Source organism: Nitrosomonas sp. PY1, assembly GCF_022836435.1.
Lineage (GTDB): Bacteria > Pseudomonadota > Gammaproteobacteria > Burkholderiales > Nitrosomonadaceae > Nitrosomonas.
Map to the genome: position 1 here is coordinate 1 of NZ_BQXC01000002.1, position 16,187 is coordinate 16,187.

At 53.5% G+C, this 16,187-nt stretch carries 9 protein-coding genes and 2 pseudogenes; 8 read left to right on the forward strand and 3 right to left on the reverse strand.

The features are described 5' to 3' along the window. Nucleotides 1-113 precede the first annotated feature (113 nt). Nucleotides 114-970: pseudogene (istA, locus tag W03_RS12555) on the forward strand (IS21 family transposase); the annotation flags it as partial. Between the two features lie 113 nt (nt 971-1,083). On the opposite strand, the gene W03_RS12560 reads toward istA, so the two are convergent. From W03_RS12560 to W03_RS12570, 3 genes are all read right to left on the reverse strand, one after another. Then, nucleotides 1,084-1,419 (reverse strand): helix-turn-helix domain-containing protein, encoded by a 336-nt coding sequence (locus tag W03_RS12560; RefSeq protein ID WP_244073753.1) that lies wholly within the window; start codon nt 1,417-1,419, stop codon nt 1,084-1,086. Then, nucleotides 1,400-1,777, reverse strand: coding sequence for a type II toxin-antitoxin system RelE/ParE family toxin (locus W03_RS12565; protein WP_244073754.1), 378 nt, complete (start codon nt 1,775-1,777; stop codon nt 1,400-1,402). Before W03_RS12565 ends, W03_RS12560 begins: the two co-directional genes overlap by 20 nt. Before the next feature lie 201 nt (nt 1,778-1,978). Continuing rightward, complete coding sequence (locus W03_RS12570; RefSeq protein ID WP_107803771.1) at nt 1,979-5,044, reverse strand: Tn3 family transposase; 3,066 nt, start codon at nt 5,042-5,044, stop codon at nt 1,979-1,981. A 155-nt stretch (nt 5,045-5,199) separates the two neighbouring features. Here W03_RS12570 and W03_RS12575 point away from each other — a divergent pair, with 155 nt between their 5' ends. The 7 genes and pseudogenes from W03_RS12575 (at nt 5,200) to W03_RS12605 (ending at nt 16,172) form a co-directional block, all read left to right on the forward strand. Then, nucleotides 5,200-6,018: a recombinase family protein gene (locus tag W03_RS12575; RefSeq protein ID WP_244073755.1), complete on the forward strand. Its 819-nt coding sequence runs from the start codon at nt 5,200-5,202 to the stop codon at nt 6,016-6,018. Next, on the forward strand, nt 5,954-6,697 hold the full coding sequence (locus W03_RS12580) for a carboxypeptidase-like regulatory domain-containing protein (protein ID WP_244073756.1): 744 nt from the start codon (nt 5,954-5,956) through the stop codon (nt 6,695-6,697). Before W03_RS12575 ends, W03_RS12580 begins: the two co-directional genes overlap by 65 nt. Further along, nucleotides 6,694-9,615: a tetratricopeptide repeat protein gene (locus W03_RS12585; protein WP_244073757.1), complete on the forward strand. Its 2,922-nt coding sequence runs from the start codon at nt 6,694-6,696 to the stop codon at nt 9,613-9,615. The genes W03_RS12580 and W03_RS12585 overlap by 4 nt, the downstream gene beginning before the upstream one ends. Before the next feature lie 574 nt (nt 9,616-10,189). Next, nucleotides 10,190-10,427: pseudogene (locus tag W03_RS12590) on the forward strand (hypothetical protein); the annotation flags it as partial. 11 nt (nt 10,428-10,438) lie between these two features. Continuing rightward, nucleotides 10,439-11,662 (forward strand): efflux RND transporter periplasmic adaptor subunit, encoded by a 1,224-nt coding sequence (locus tag W03_RS12595; RefSeq protein ID WP_244073758.1) that lies wholly within the window; start codon nt 10,439-10,441, stop codon nt 11,660-11,662. Continuing rightward, entirely contained in the window at nt 11,659-14,775 is a 3,117-nt protein-coding gene (locus W03_RS12600; protein WP_132467129.1) for an efflux RND transporter permease subunit, read from the forward strand. The genes W03_RS12595 and W03_RS12600 overlap by 4 nt, the downstream gene beginning before the upstream one ends. Beyond that, on the forward strand, nt 14,772-16,172 hold the full coding sequence (locus W03_RS12605; protein WP_132467128.1) for an efflux transporter outer membrane subunit: 1,401 nt from the start codon (nt 14,772-14,774) through the stop codon (nt 16,170-16,172). Before W03_RS12600 ends, W03_RS12605 begins: the two co-directional genes overlap by 4 nt. The last annotated feature ends 15 nt before the right edge of the window (nt 16,173-16,187 follow it).

The window sequence follows — 16,187 nt, forward strand, 5'->3', positions numbered from 1 at the left end:
GGGCCTGCACTTTTTTGTCACCCAAAATACTTGTTGACGCCGGTTGAAAATTGACCAGGTAATTTCACGTATTCTGCTTAAATTTTAGGCAGGAGACAGTAGAGGTGATTACTATGGTTATGTATGCAAAGATACGGCGGATGTATTATCGTGAACATCTGTCGATTAATGAAATTCAGCGACGTACAAGTCTGTCACGAAACACGATAAAGAAGTGGCTGAGAGCGTCCGGTGATAGTGCTGTTAAATATGAAAGAGTAAAGAAATCAGGCAAATTGACTCCGTTTGAGCCCAGGCTGTTATTGGCGCTGGAAGCGGATGCGCGTCGTCCGAAGAAGGATCGGCGCACGGCGAAGATGTTATTCAAAGCGATTTTGAACGAAGGCTATACTGGTGGCTATACGATTGTTTGCGACTTTATCCGGAACTGGCGCAATCAAGGCAGTAAAGGCACTGCGTATGTGCCGCTCAAGTTTGCATTTGGTGAAGCATTTCAGTTTGACTGGAGTGAGGAGTGGCTAGTGATCGGCGGTATTCATCGTAAAGTGTTAGCTGCACACACCAAACTATGCGCCAGCCGTGCATTCATGCTCTGTCGGGTTACCCATCACAAAGCCACGAGATGTTGTTTGATGCGCATACCCGCGCATTCGCAGCTTTTGTCGGCATCCCGAAACGCGGTATTTACGATAACATGAAGACCGCCGTGGATAAGGTTTCCAAAGGCAATGGACGCGTGGTGAACACGCGCTTCTTTGCCATGACCGCACATTACCTGTTTGATCCAGATTTCTGCAATGTAGCTTCCGGCTGGGAGAAAGGCGTTGTCGAGAAGAATGTTCAGGATATGCGCCGCCATATCTGGGCTGAGGCCAAACAGCAGCAGTTCAGTTCATTCGAAGAACTTAACTGTTGGCTTGAAGCGCGTTGCCGCACCTTGTGGTTAGAAATACAGCATCCAGACTATACCGGCATTACGCTGGGTGCTAATAAACAAAAGGCTCTAAAGTTTCACGGGATTTAGTGGCAAATTCGTTGTTGGGGTTCTAAGCCCAAATCCACGAAATTTTCAGAATGGAAAGTTCAGTCGATGGCCAACATCAAATGCCCGAGTGATGCCGTGGCGGGTTTTACTTTGATCTCGATGTCATAGCCCAGTCGATTTAGGCAGTCCATCAATTTGCGCTCCGACAAGTTCGTGAAGTCGCCGCGCATCATGTCGGAAACCTTGGGCTGGGTGATGCCCATACGTTTAGCCGCTGCCTGCTGAGTCAGATCAAGGCTGCGCATCGCCTTCCTGATCTCGATGACTAAGCCGGTTTTGATTTTAAGTTTTTCAGCGTCGGGTAGACCCAGATCGGCATATACATTGCCAGAACTGCGTTGTACCTCGACTCCATCAATGATTCGTGTTTTCATTTCGTAACTCCTTTGCCCATGCCTCGGCTACCTTAAGCCTGGCGTGAATGATGTCCATGTCTTCTTTTGGCGTTGCAATTCCTTGCTTACTTTTCTTCTGGAAGCAATGCAAGACAAACACAGCCTCCTTGAATTTAACGGTGTAGACAGCCCGGTAAGTGCCACCAACATCACTCTCAATCACCTCAAGAACGCCAGCCCCGCCAAAACCCTTAAGTACCTTCGCCGCATCGTGTTGATCTCCGACCTGAGCCAAGGATAGTGCGTAACCAACGAGCCGTCGCACGCCCGTCGGCAATGCCATCAAATCCTTGTGACTGCTTGCAATCCATTCCAGCGGCTTTTCTTTATCGCCCATGTTTTTATTATATATGAAAAGGTATATATTGCAAATCCCCGTCGTAACTGATGAACTGTCGGAAAACAAGTGTTTTCCGACAGGGGGACTGGAGACCTCCAAATCATCGGGTGCATTTAAACAAACGACACCAAAGTCCCATAGGATTTTTTTCAACACCACAGCTGACGTGGCTTTGAACCAAATCAGAGCTTCCCAATTTTAGTCCGATTTCCAGTCCGGATTTTTGGGAACTGCCAAGCCCATCGAATCGACCATTCGCTCATCCGAGAAGTCGAACTCACCGTGCAGGTTGAAATGCTTCCAGGTGGCGACCGATCCGTTACGAATCGCTTCGATCAGTTCCGCCCTGCGTTCCTCGTTTTTTTCTGATGCAAGCTCCTGTGAGAGATAGAGGTAATTCCAGCATACAGCAGCGTTCTTGATCAGTCGTCGGCAAGCTTCGGCAATCTCCTGGTCTTCTTTTTCGCTTTGAATGAACTCCTGGTTATGACCGAAAGAAACGGCCTTGGAAAATTTGTTCGAGCCCTCGACCTTGTTGAGCTGTTTTTCGATTGCCTGCCTGAATTGAAGATCGTCACAGTATTTTAAAATAAAGAGCGTCTTTGGGATCTTCCCGAATTCCTTCAAGGCTCGGTACAGCGGGTGCTGCTTGGAGTAGGAATTTAGGCGCTTGAAAAGCTGTGAGGCGGTCGTGACCTTCAATCGGATGGTTGCGATAAAGCGCAAAACATCATCCCATTGATCCTCGAAGTAATTTTCTCGAATATAGTGGTCTGGCAGTATCAAGTATCCTTGTTCCTCGTAATGTTTTCGGTGCTTGAAAGCATAGAGTTGCTGCCGACTAACGCCCTTGATTCGCGGTGCGAACTCAAAATCCAGGAGATAGGTTGACGCAAATATGACTTCTGAGTAGCCATGTGTGTCGGTCGAATGTATGTCGCTTTTGATGACGTCGTTGTGCATCAATCCGTCGATCACGTAGGCGGCCTCCCGTTCAGCGGAGCTGATCACCGTGGAATGCCACATTAGATCGCGCATGTCGATGAACGTCACCACACTAACGCCCTTGTCTTTGCCTAAATATTTGTAAGAGTAATTGGCGTTCAGGGAATCCACTGCCACCTCGATTTTCTGCCCATCGCTGGAGGTGTGCAGCACATCGGACTGATTACGGTAGATGTTCGGCAGGCTCATCCGATTGGTCAATCGCAGGATGCGATCATTGGCGCCCTGGACGTTCTGTAGCGAGAAGTACCAGTTGACCGCGTTGTCCAGCTCGCCATCATCGATTTGCTTGGAAATTTCCGCCAGTTTGCTGTGGCCAATATCACAGCCATAACCGATAATGCCGGCAAAGAGAATCTTCTTGACTGGCCGGGCTCGTTGATACTTGATCTGCCAATGCTCAAATTCGTCGAGAAAATTTGTAGCATGATCCACTGTCGCCAACATCTCAAGCATGGAAATATATTTCCGTTCCGGGAAGAAAGTTCCAAGAGACAAGCATTCCACCTCTTCCTGTTTGGGGGTGCTGACATGGAAGCTGCCGTCAGCCCGTATCGTCAGGCAAGGATTATTGCCTGCTATCAAGTTCTGGTTGGTTTCCTTATAACGGGCATCAAGCGTTTTTTCCAGGGCTTTTAAGGTGGCCTTGCAGTCGGCAAAGCCTTCGAGCCGAGCTCGTTGCAGATATTCGGCCCGATTGGCTTCCCAATCCGCCTTCTGGATCATGTATTCATCGAGAGAGCGGAATTTTTCAGAGTGTAACAGATTCAACGCACCGGACTTGATGGTCTCGGCGACCTCGACAAAGAACAGCGCCTTGTACAACGAAACGCGAAATTTGCCATCGGTAGCGGTCAGTGCCGCGCGCTGATCCTCGGCCAGAAAGTCCACGGGAGCGCTCTTGTCAACATTGCCGTCCTGTTGCTGATAATGGCATAATGCAGCCCACAATGCAGGTTTGCTACAGTTCGGCGCAAACTGCACCTGGCGGATAATGTAGGCAACGCGATGTTGCAATTTTAGTGAACGTGTTTCCAATAACGCAAAGTAGTCTTGGCCCTGCTGAATCTTTACCGCAGATTGCTTGAACTCGTCGATTTGCTGTTCGACCTGCGCTGGCTTGGCCGATTTCTCATTCAGCACGCCGTCGATCAAAACAACTTTCTGGCTGTCGTTCAGTTTCGCATCGGCGACGATAGTCCTGATTGCCGATAGTGTCTCTTGGACGTTCTGCCGAAACTGCTCAACCAGCGTGGTGAAGGACTGGTTACGCTGATCGCGTTCTCGGAAATAGACTTCCTTTTGTTCTTTCTCTGCGGCATTGACTGCCGCTTGCACGGCGCTTAACAGGATATCAATCAAAATGTCGTTCAGCTTGAAGGTCTGATACACGATGAAGGCAATCAGGTGCAGGAAGCGGTCTTCGTCCGCTCGACGCGAAACCTGGGGAATCTGGGCCTTGATGACCGAATAGGCGTAGTAGCGGATGCTTTCGTAGCTCAAGTCCAGGCGCTGCACAACTGGCATGAGGTCAAGATACAGTGTCTGCACGGTACCCAGGTCTGCCAAATTGGCTCTAATTTTCGCTGGCCGGGTCGATTGGTTGGGCTTCTTCAGCAAGGTGAGGCGGTAACGCCAACCCTCTTCGGTGCTGTTACTGGGTTCTTTTTCCAGCAAAGTGTCGAGATTGGTGCGTTGATTTTCCGTGAGGCAGGCCTCGATGATTTTGCTGAGGGTGCGTTGGTGGCTATTAAGAGCAGCTACGATCAGGTCGGCCAGCACATTGTAGCTGGGGATCGCAATTTTCTTAACTGTCAGCACCTGAATGATTTCCAGCAGAACCAGCTTGGGTCGGAACTGGACGCGGATCAGAGCGGCAATCTCATTGATAATGATGGTCTTCGCTGCTTCGTCGAACGGGCTATAGCCGAAGTAGCTCAGGATCGCTCGCTGATGGCGGGCATAGGTTTCCTTACTATAAGACTCAATGCAAACCTCAGATGGATTGATGCCTATTTGACGGGCGACATACTCAATATCCGTGTGGTGGAACTGCCGGGCAAAGAATTTGCGCCGTGCCTTGAAGTAGCCTGCCACCACTAGAAAACAGACTTTATTAATAGGCGTCCGCAAGTTCACCATTGAATCTTCGAGCAACAAAGGCAAGGAGAAAAACCGTTTTCGCTCAGAGCTGTTGAACACCGGTGGAGATTCGAATGCTTCCTCCTCCGGGGTGTTGAAAATTTTCATTCTTGCCATGGGGCGAACTCACTAGATGAAAAATGTACAGAAATTCTTTATACTTTAAACGATCATTTATACGATAAGAAAAATTAGACAAAAATACTTGATATTCCTATCGATATGTTTATCTTATAATCTGGAATTTCAGGTATTTATCGAATAACGTAATTATGTCGACTAAAGTGACTACAGCCACTCGCAAAACGGTCGCTTATCTGCGGGTGTCGACGCTCGACCAGGATCTTGAGAAGAACAAGGCGGATATCCTGAACTTTGCCAACCATCGCGATCTGGGCAAGGTGAATTTTGTTGAAGAGATTGCCTCCGGACGAAAGCCCTGGCGAGAACGTCAAATCGCACAGGTGTTAGAAGAATTGCAGAGTGGTGATGCCATTATTGTGGCCGAACTTTCGAGACTGGGCCGTAGTATGCTCGAATGTATGGAGATTCTGGCGCTCGCTACGCGCAAGGGTATCTGTGTCTATTCGGTGAAGGGAAGCTGGCAACTGGGCCATAGTATCCAGAGCAAGATCATTGCTCTGGCATTCTCGATGGCGGCAGAAATTGAGCGGGATTTGATTTCTCAACGAACCAAGGAAGCTTTGCGCTTTAAAAAGGAACAGGGCATCACGCTGGGTCGACCCAAAGGGCCAGGCAAAAGCAAGCTGGATATTTTTCGGCCGGAAATCGAGGGTCTGTTAGCGAACGGCTCAACGCAGCGGTTCATCGCGCAGCGTTACCACACAACAGAAGCAAACTTTCACAATTGGCTCAAAAAGAATGGGTTGAAGATAACCAAAGTCGTTTGTTTAAACTCACCCGCTATACGGCGGGCAGAAATGGCCCAAGATCCTTGGCGTGGCCATTGGAGACCAGGACGTCTTTCTGCTCGCCTGGTCCAAACATTCCGCAAACTCCCACTTCGTGGAGTTCGAGTGGTGTACGGCTCTCGCGCTGAAAAAGACCGTTATTCCCTGTCTTCTGGATAGCACAAGACTTCCCCCCTCCCTTGCCGCAACGCACGCAATTCCGGTCGAGAACGTTCCGGAGATCCTCACTGCGCTGACTGGATTTGCGCCCGCACGAGGTACAGTCCGCCGCGCCGAAGTCATCAACAGGCTTGATAAGATCCAGGACACCAAACCAGAAGATGTGCTGGCGCGGGCAAAAGCGACTTTTGAACAAAAAGACTGGATAGTGCACGGGAATGTCATACAGGGCGAAAATGTCACGGTAACGTTTGCAGAAGGGCATAAGGAGCCGCCCAAAGGACTATTGGACAAGTGGCAAACCTGGGCGGGGGTGGCAGTCACCTTGCTGACGGCGATCTCGCTGATGGCCGACTTGCCGGACAAGATTGAAGCTTTGTTCTCGAATGAGACTAGACTTAGCGATAAGAAAGACAGCGAGAATCTAATGCTGGAGCAAGGCCTCGAAGGGTCAATTCGCGACCGGACGGGGCAACCCATGGAAGGCGTAAAAGTGTCACTACCAAAGTTTAACCAGACGGTTGCAACCGATCCACTCGGTCAGTTTCGCTTTCGCGTTACGGCCTTTAAGCAGGATACCGTGGGTTTGCTGGCCCAGAAGAATGGTTATGATCCCTACGAGAATGACTTTACCCTGGGCAATACCGACATCAGTTTCACCATGAAGAAAAAGCCATGAAGCGTCGCTTGATTGCTCTGTGCGTTCTTTTGGGGATGCTGTTCCCCTTTGTGCTCCAGGCGAAGGACAGGATGCTTCAGGGGCGGGTCATGTTGGTTGGCGAACATGACGAGTTGAATCCAGCAGTCGGACAGGACGTGCAACTCTTGGAGTCCGGGGATACGGTTCGTACAAAGGAAGGCGGGAAATTTCGTATCTTCACCAAGGACGTCTTCAAGCCCGGTGCAAAAATTACCCTGGCCGTGGAAAGGAAGGACTGGCGTATACAATATCCGCTGGACGGAGAAACTAGAGTCCCTGACGATCTGGAAAAGGAGCTCGTCGAAATCCGCCTGCTTCCGATAGGTTCGAAGAAGTTCTGGTCGGCCGACCGTTTTGAAAAGTTTATTGCTGGTATTGCTGCAAAGTCTAGGGAACAGGTGCGGCCTGAAGGCAGGCCCCAGGAGATAGAATTTAGCCGCTACATCAAGGATTGGGGCATAAAGTATGGATTTAGCGCCCAGCAGGCCAGGGACGAGATTGACAAATGGGTAGACGAGGCGGAACAGGGAAACGATCCGTATCAGCTTGGTCTTGCGGCTTTTGCCAGAAAAAATTTCCGTGAAGCCGGCAACCAGTTTCAAGAATCAGGCGAAAACAAGGTTAAAGCGAGTGCGGAAGCCACCGCGAAAGGGCAGCGGCTGCTAGAAGAGGCCATTCGGGATTTTCGCTTGTCAGGGGATGCCAAGTACAGCAACTATCAGTTTTTAGAGGCACTCAAAAGCTACCTGCAAGCTGAGCAGCTTGTCTCGAAGGAGAAAGAGCCGCAACTCTGGGCAGCGATCCAGATTGACATTGGAAAGGCCGGTGCTCAGATCGGTACGCGAACCCAGGGCTCTGAGATTCATGGCTACTTGGATGATGCGGCGACTGCTTTTCGCGCTGCCCTGACGGTGTATACGAAGGAGCAACTGCCGCAGGATTGGGCCATGACCCAAAACAACCTGGGAGTCGCGCTGTGGACGCAGGGAACCCGCACCACCGGTGAGACTGGCACCCAGCTGCTGGCCGATGCAGCCAGCGCCTATCGCGCTGCCCTGACGGTGTATACGAAGGAGCAATTGCCGCAGGATTGGGCCATGACCCAAAACAACCTGGGAGTCGCGCTGTGGACGCAGGGAACCCGCACCACCGGTGAGACTGGCACCCAGCTGCTGGCCGATGCAGCCAGCGCCTACCGCGCTGCCTTGACGGTCCGCACGAAGGAGCATCTGCCGCAAGACTGGGCCACGACTCAGAACAACTTGGGAATCGTGCTGTGGGCGCAGGGCATTCGCACCACCGGTGAGACTGGCACCCAGCTGCTGGCCGATGCAGCCAGCGCCTACCGCGCTGCCTTGACGGTCCGCACCGAGGAGCATCTGCCACAAGACTGGGCCGCGACCCAGAACAACTTGGGACTTGTGCTAGAGGAGCAGGGAAATCGCACCGGCGGAGAGCCCGGCATCCGGCTGCTGGCCGAGGCTGTCAGCGTCTATCGCGATGCCCTGACGGTGTATACAAAAGGGCATTTGCCACAAGGCTGGGCCCTGATCCAGAACAGCCTGGGAAATATACTACAAGCGCAGGGCAGCCGCACCGGCGGAGAGCCCGGCATCCGGCTACTGGCCGAGGCTGTCAGCGTCTATCGCGATGCCCTGACGGTGTATACAAAAGAGCATTTGCCACAAGGCTGGGCCGCGACCCAGAATAATCTGGGAAACGCGCTGCAGGCACGGGGAATCCGAACCAGCGGGGAAGCCGGCATCCGGCTGCTGGGTGAGGCTGTCAGCGCCTATCGCGATGCCCTGACGGTCCGCACCAAGGAGCATCTGCCACAAGACTGGGCCGCAACGCAGCATAACTTGGGAATCGTGCTGAAGGAACAGGCTAGCCGCATCGACGGGGAAGCCGGCATCCGGCTGCTGGGCGAGGCGGTCATGGCCCATCGCGCTGCCGTGACGGTACGCACGAAGGAGCATCTACCACAGGACTGGGCCGCAACTCAGCACAGCATGGGAATCGTGCTGTGGAAGCAGGCTAGCCGCACCGGCGGGGAAGCCGGCATCCGGCTGCTGGGCGAGGCGGTCGTGGCCTATCGCGCCGCTCTGACGGTGCGCACGAAGGAGCACTTGCCGCAAGACTGGGCTACTATCCAGAACCACCTGGGTGTCGCGCTGCAGGAGCAGGGCAGCCGCACCGGCGGGGAGGCGGGGAAGCGACTGCTGGGTGAGGCGGTCGCGACCTATCGCGATGCCCTAACGGTGTACACGAAGGAGCAACTGCCGCAGGACTGGGCTGCAACCCAGAACAACTTGGCAAAGGCATTGCTAAATCTTGAGGACTGGCGAGGAGCGGCCGAGGCATACCACAACTTATCGACTCTTTATCCAGATTATGAGAAATATTCCTTTACACTGTACCAGGAGAAACTGTTTGCCTACCCGGAGGCTTTTGCGCTCATCCAGCGGTGGCTCGAGCGGCAACCCGACGACCTCTCTGCTCAAGCCAATTTTGCGGAGGCGCACTTCACGACTGGCCGTTTTGAAGAAGCGCAAACGCGTATCGCAGCGCTGCTTGCGAACCCTCAACTGGATTCCAGCGGCAGTCTCGCCTTAAGGACGTTACAGGTCGCCACGCTGCTGGTGATGAATAAGCCAGAGCTTGCCACCACAGCCTTTGCGGCCCTGCATGGCCTTGTTAAAAACTTGCCTTCCGATTTTGATTTAAGCTGGGACTTCGAGGGCAGCAGGCATTTCATTGGAAAAGAAGCAAGCTTAGTTGGCTACCGCGCTTGGCTCCTAGATCTTTTTTCTGCTGTGGAGGAGAAAGATGCACAGAAGAGACTGAGGGCGCTGAATAAACTCCAAACTCCTTTGTCCAGCGGGCTCAACCCCTAGTTGTTTATTTCGATCCATTCATTACTTCATCTTTGGGGATGTGCATTTGAATCATGCTCTAGCTGCACAGGTAAAGACGGTCATATTTTGTGCATTTGTGATTGAGTTGATTAAATGCACAAGCCATTATAAACACACATGCTATATGCGCAGAGCGATCAAAAAATGAGCTATTGCTCAAGCGGCAATTTGTTACCTGAACATACCAATTTTACATGGCAGGATATGATATCGGCTTCGGCTAGGATTTGTTGCCAGGTTATTGGTGATAAGGATGGCTTGGCGAACTAGGAGAAGTGGTGCTCAATCAGCTTTGGAAGCGCAGGGTGTCGGACGAATTTGGGATCAGATCGCCACGAGCGCTCGGAAGAGCTGCAGGGTTGCGGGAACAACTACCGGGGGCGTTTTTTTTCATTCCTATTGGGCTGGCAACGCTATGCTTTCAATATCCTCGTTAGCATAAACCCAAGACGCTTGGGTTTATGCTATAATGCCAACCGTACTGACAATCTCTGGACTGCGCGTGGTGATTTACCTGAATGATCATCGCCCCGCTCATGTCCACATCATTGGGTTGTACGAGCATCGGTTATTGATCGTGCACAACCGGGCTATCCGTACTTTGATCGCCGCTGCACTCACGCAATTCGAAGCAGCGATGAGTGCTGCGATTTGCACGGTGGTTCAGCAGGAACATGTGAGCGTTGGTACGCGCTTGTCGCCGAGCTTGTTCTGATGGTCAGACCCGGCAGAGCTGGCTAATGGGCAGCCCGACCAAACACTTAACACGCCAGATCAGCGAGGCGCTGGAGTTAAATAAAAAATGGCAGATGTCAATTCCAAGAATAAAGTTCACGATTTACTACTGGTTATGGGCCCAAAATTATCCCTTGCACTGATTATAAGCATGGCGTTGATGGCGTGCGGCAAAAATGATCAGGCTGCCGGGTTGCCTGCTGGCGGCACGGCTCTTCCTGTCAGTATGATCGAGGTGCAGCCTACCAGCGTGCCAATCAGCGCCGAAGCGGTTGCGCAAACCGAAGGTGCCAAGGAAGTCGAGATACGGCCGAGGGTGGGCGGCATTCTGCTCAGACGCCTGTACGATGAGGGCGCCGCGGTAAAAGCGGGCCAGCCGATGTTTCTGATTGATCCCGTTCCCTACCAAAATGCCTTGGCGCAAGCAAAGGCGCAACTCGCCGAGCAGAAAGCCCGCATTGTGCAGACCGAGCGTGAGGAAAAGCGTTTGCTCGATCTGCTCGACACGCAAGCCATCAGCCAGCGTGAATACGACAACGCCGTCTCTGATAACGCGATCGCAAAGGCTGCCTTGCAACAGGCTGAGGTTGGCGTACGCGATGCTGAGCTTAATCTTTCCTATACAACCGTAACGGCGCCGGTGAAGGGCATGTCGGGCCGCTTTCAGTTCTCCGAAGGAGCCCTGGTGGAAGCGTATAACAGCCTGTTGACGACACTTGTGCAGATATCGCCCATATGGGTGCGCTTCAGCCTTTCCGATAACGAGTTGGTACAGCTTGGCGGCCCCCTGAATGAACAAAGAGTAAAGCAAATCACGTTGATACTGCCGGATGGCACGGAGTACGGGAAGGACGGAGAGTTGAATTTTGCCGCCAGCAAGATTGACCCCACGCTTGGTACGCAGCAATTACGCGCAACGTTCGATAACGCAGAACAACGTTTGCTGCCAGGACAATTCGTACGCGCGCGCGTCACCACGGGAACACGCGATGGGGTTTTTCTCGTCCCGCAGGTTGCGGTGCAGACGTCTGATCTAGGCAAGAGTGTCTATGTCCTCAATGAAAAGAACGAAGCGACCGTACGGCCGGTCGTGGCGGGTAACTGGCTAGGCAAGGATTGGGTGATTCTCGAGGGACTGAAAGCGGGCGACAAGGTGATTGTCGATAATATTATCAAGCTCCGTCCTGGGAACCCCGTGTCGCCTCACGCGCTTGGAGAAGCGCCTGCCGAGCCCCCCGCCCAGCCCAAACCCGATAAGCAGGCAAGTGGACCTGGGCGAGAATCATCATGACCCGATTCTTCATCACGCGGCCCATTTTTGCATCGGTCGTATCCATTATCATCTTTCTGGCCGGGCTGGCCGCCGCGATGCAATTGCCCATTGAGCAGTATCCGCAAATCGCGCCGCCCACCGTGTTGATCACCGCGACCTTTCCGGGAGCAAGTGCCGATACCCTGGCGAAAACGGTTGCCGCACCCATCGAGGAGCAGCTGAGCGGAGTTGACGATCTGCTGTATTTCAGCTCCAGCGCCGATTCAAGCGGCACGTTGACAATTACCGCGACCTTTGAGGTCGGCACAGACGTCGACCAGGCGACTTTCAACGTCAGCAACCGCGTGAATATTGCCCTGCCGCGTTTGCCGGATGAAGTCCGCCGCACGGGCCTGGTAATACAAAAGCGCTCCAGCGACATTCTTCTTGGCCTTATGCTCGTCTCCAAGGAGAAAGGAAAGTACGATCCTTTGTTTCTCAGCAACTACGCCACCCTTAACGTGCTGGATGAGCTAAGACGCGTCAAGGGTGTTGGTGAAGCACTGATGTTCGGCGCTATGGATTATTCCATGCGCATTTGGCTGCGCCCCGATCGAATGGCGCAATTGGGGATCACCACAACAGATATTGCGACGGCTATCCGGGCACAAAACGCACAATATGCCGCGGGGAAGATAGGACAGGAACCCGCCCCCTCCGATCAGCAGCTGGTTTATACCGTCAATGCCAAAGGCCGGCTGCTGGAACCCGAGCAATTCGGCAATATTATCCTGCGTGCCGATGGCCCCGAGGGCGTTCTTTATCTCAAGGACGTCGCCCGAATTGAACTTGGTGCGCAAAGCTACGATGTTCGTACTGCGTTGGATGGCCAGCCTGGCGCAGGTGGCCCCATCTTTCTGCAGCCCGGTGCCAATGCGCTTGAGACCGCAGACGCCCTGGTTGCCAAGATGGATGAATTAAAGGCCTATTTCCCGGAAGGAATGGATTACGTCATACCTTACGACACCAGTCTCTTCGTCAAAGCCTCCATCTGGGAAGTCGTCAAAACACTCGGCGAGGCAATGATACTGGTGATACTGGTTGTCTACCTTTTTCTGCAAAGCTGGCGTGCCACGCTAATTCCCATTGTCGCGGTTCCCATTTCCCTGATTGGCACCTTTGCCGGTTTGTGGTTGTTTGGTTTCTCCATCAACACGCTGACACTCTTCGCGATGGTGCTGTCTATCGGCATTGTGGTGGATGATGCGATTGTCGTGCTGGAAAACATCGAGCGCTTGATGGACGAAGAAAACCTGTCGCCGATGAAAGCCGCCATCAAGTCCATGGAGCAGGTTTCACGTGCCGTGGTCGCTATTGTATTAGTATTGTGCGCGGTGTTTGTGCCAGTGGCCTTCATGGGCGGGATCGCCGGGGAACTCTATCGCCAGTTTGCCGTGACCGTTGCCGTTGCCGTGGTAATTTCCGGCGTGGTGGCGCTGACGCTCACGCCCGCATTGTGCGCCATCATACTGAAAACCACGCATGGCGAATCTGCATTCTTCCGGGCATTTAACAGCGGGTTCGACCGGCTCACGCAATTCTATGTCGGTACGGTGGGCGTGACCATTCGGCATAAAATCATCGGCGCCTTCGTATTTACCGGCATTATCGGTCTTTCGATATATCTCCTCGAAATCGTTCCCGGCGGCTTTGTGCCCCCGGAAGATCAGGGCTACGTTGTTTCCGCAACGATTCTGCCTGATGGGGCGAGTCTGGCTCGAACAACCAAAACCACTGAAGCGGTGCGCGCTGCCATTGCGGAGGATCCGGCAGTAGCCCACCAGTTCGTCATCAATGGTTTCGACCTGATCGGTGGCGGCAATAAAACCAGCTCGGCCAGCATGTACGTAACATTCAAAGACTGGTCCGAGCGTACGGGCACCGCCGAGGATATTGTGAATAAGTTGTTTGATATCGGCATGCAGCAGTCTGATGGCATAGCGATCGCATTTAATCCACCTACTATTCATGGTCTGGGCACCGCTGGCGGGTTTGAAGTTTATGTGCAAGCCCGTGGCGGCTCGGATCCCTTGCAATTGTCGGGTGTGGTGAATCATCTCATTGAAGCCCTGAACCAGGAACCGCGCCTCGCCGGCATCACCACCTTTTTCCGCCCTACGGTACCGCAATTCTTCATTGAAGTGGATGAAGCCAAGGCAATTTCTCAGGGGGTGCCGATTGCTGACCTGTACGCCACCTTGCAAAGCACCATCGGTTCCCTCTATATCAACGATTTTAATAAGTCCGGCCGTACCTACCGCGTGCAATTACAGGCGGAACCCGAATATCGCATGCAACCGGAAGATCTCGGCAGGATATACGTACGCTCGCAATCCGGGGCGATGGTGCCCATGTCAGCACTCAGCAAGATCAGCACTATGGTCGGTGCGGAGCAGTTGGAACGGTATAACGGGCTTCTTTCCGCAAAAATAATGGGGGGCGGCGCACCGGGTGTAAGCTCAGGTGAGGCCATCAAGCTGGTGGAAGAGATTGCGGCAAAGAATCTGCCTGATAATTACCAGATTGCCTGGACGGCCCAGGCCTACCAGGAAAAACGCACCGGTTCGGCGGCAACCCTTGCGTTCAGTTTCGCCATCATTATGGTATTTCTCATCCTGGCCGCGCAATTTGAAACCTGGGGCCTCCCGTTGGCCGTGATCATGGCCGTGCCTTTTGCCCTCACGGGCGCGCTGCTTGCCATTTTAGTGCGAGGAATGCCCAATGATATTTACTTCCAGGTGGGCCTGATCACGCTGATTGGCCTGGCGGCCAAGAACGCCATCCTGATCGTGGAGTTTGCCAGCCAGAAAATGCGGGAGGGAATGCCGGTCGCCCAAGCCGCCCTTGAAGCCGCGCGATTGCGCTTTCGACCGATTGTGATGACTTCCATGGCATTTATGCTGGGCATCGTGCCGCTGGTGATCGCCACCGGCGCAGGATCCGCCGCCCGCCGCTCCATGGGCACCGGGGTATTTGGCGGTATGCTCCTCGCCACCTTCGTCGCTACTATTTTCATTCCTCTGTTCTTTACCTGGCTTACCCGTAAGCACCCAGCAAAGCCAGCCGAAAACGTGCAACAGGAAACAGCATGATGCGACACTATAACGTGTGGGTCAGAATCCTGTCATTGCTCCCAATAATGCTGGTCGCATCCTGCGCCATGGGACCGGACTACATCCGCCCCCCCATCGATACAGCCGAAAAGTTTCGGATGACGCAAACGGAAGGGCAATCCATCGCCAATCTTCCCTGGTGGGAGCTTTTGCACGACGAGGAACTGCAACGGCTCATCAACCAGGCTTTGCTGGAGAATAGAGACCTCAAACAGGCAGTGGCAAGCGTCGAAGAGCTCCAGGCGCGCGCGACTATCGCGCGCCTGGATTTTCTTCCTAAATTCGATGTCAATGCCAATGCGCCGGCCTTCGGTACCCTTGGCGGGTTCCTCATTCGCGGGTTTCCGACGCCCTACAATTATTTCGGAAGCGCCAACCTGAATTGGGAGCTGGACATCTGGGGAAGGATCCGCCGTGCCAATGAAGCTGCCCGCGGCGACCTGATGGCCCGTGAAGAGAACCGCCGGGCGGTAGTGCTTACGTTAGTGAGCTCGGTAGCGCAGTCCTACTTCGATCTTTTGCAGTTTGACATGCAGCTGGATATTGCTCGCCGCGCTCTATCATCGTGGGAAGAATCGGTCGCCATTGCCCGGGCGCGGTTACGGGGTGGATTGATTTCCAGGCTCGATCTGGATCAGTTTGAGGCGGAGCGAGCCAACGCGGTAACCAGAGTGGCGGAACTTGAACGACAGATGATTCAAAAGGAAAATGAGTTGGGGGTGTTGTTAGGCAGAAACTCGGCACCGATTCAGCGCGGCCGTGCGCTGACGGAGCAACTCATGCCGCCCGAAGTACCGACCGGCCTTCCTTCCGAGCTGTTGCAGCGACGTCCGGATATTCTACAGGCGGAGCAAACGCTTGCGGCAGCTACGGCGAGAATCGGAATGGCAAAAGCTGCGCGGTTCCCAAAGCTTTCGATTACCGGCTTCCTGGGGGTAGCGAGTCCGGCACTGTCGAAGCTTTTGCTCTCCGGAAGCGAATTCGGCGCAGGCGGACTCGGGTTGGCAGGGCCGTTGCTGAACGCGCAGAGCCTGGGTTTCGAGCAGCGGGCGGCGGAAGCCCAGGCGAGGCAGGTATTGGCTCAATACGAACAAACCATCCTGGTCGCATTCAAGGAGGTTGAAGATGCCCTGGTGGCGATTCGTACCGTTAATGAGCAACGCAAGGCGCAGCAGGAGCAAGTCGAAGCGCTGCGCTCAGCTTTGCATGTGTCCGACCTGCGCTACAAGGGAGGGATTACGAGCTATGTGGACGTGCTCCTTGCCAAACGCAACCTGTTCAACGCCGAATTTGCCCTCACCGCAACGCACCGCTTCCATCTGGTATCTGTCGTTCAGCTTTATAAAGCATTGGGCGGAGGATGGTTCGCGGGCTGAATACCCTTGACATGG

What these genes read in the sequence shown, in the direction of transcription:
- W03_RS12560 (WP_244073753.1), bottom strand. Translation starts at nt 1,419, where the DNA reads ATGAAAACACGAATCATTGATGGAGTCGAGGTACAACGCAGTTCTGGC.
- W03_RS12565 (WP_244073754.1), bottom strand. Translation starts at nt 1,777, where the DNA reads ATGGGCGATAAAGAAAAGCCGCTGGAATGGATTGCAAGCAGTCACAAG.
- W03_RS12570 (WP_107803771.1), bottom strand. Translation starts at nt 5,044, where the DNA reads ATGGCAAGAATGAAAATTTTCAACACCCCGGAGGAGGAAGCATTCGAA.
- W03_RS12575 (WP_244073755.1), top strand. Translation starts at nt 5,200, where the DNA reads ATGTCGACTAAAGTGACTACAGCCACTCGCAAAACGGTCGCTTATCTG.
- W03_RS12585 (WP_244073757.1), top strand. Translation starts at nt 6,694, where the DNA reads ATGAAGCGTCGCTTGATTGCTCTGTGCGTTCTTTTGGGGATGCTGTTC.
- W03_RS12595 (WP_244073758.1), top strand. Translation starts at nt 10,439, where the DNA reads ATGGCAGATGTCAATTCCAAGAATAAAGTTCACGATTTACTACTGGTT.
- W03_RS12600 (WP_132467129.1), top strand. Translation starts at nt 11,659, where the DNA reads ATGACCCGATTCTTCATCACGCGGCCCATTTTTGCATCGGTCGTATCC.
- W03_RS12605 (WP_132467128.1), top strand. Translation starts at nt 14,772, where the DNA reads ATGATGCGACACTATAACGTGTGGGTCAGAATCCTGTCATTGCTCCCA.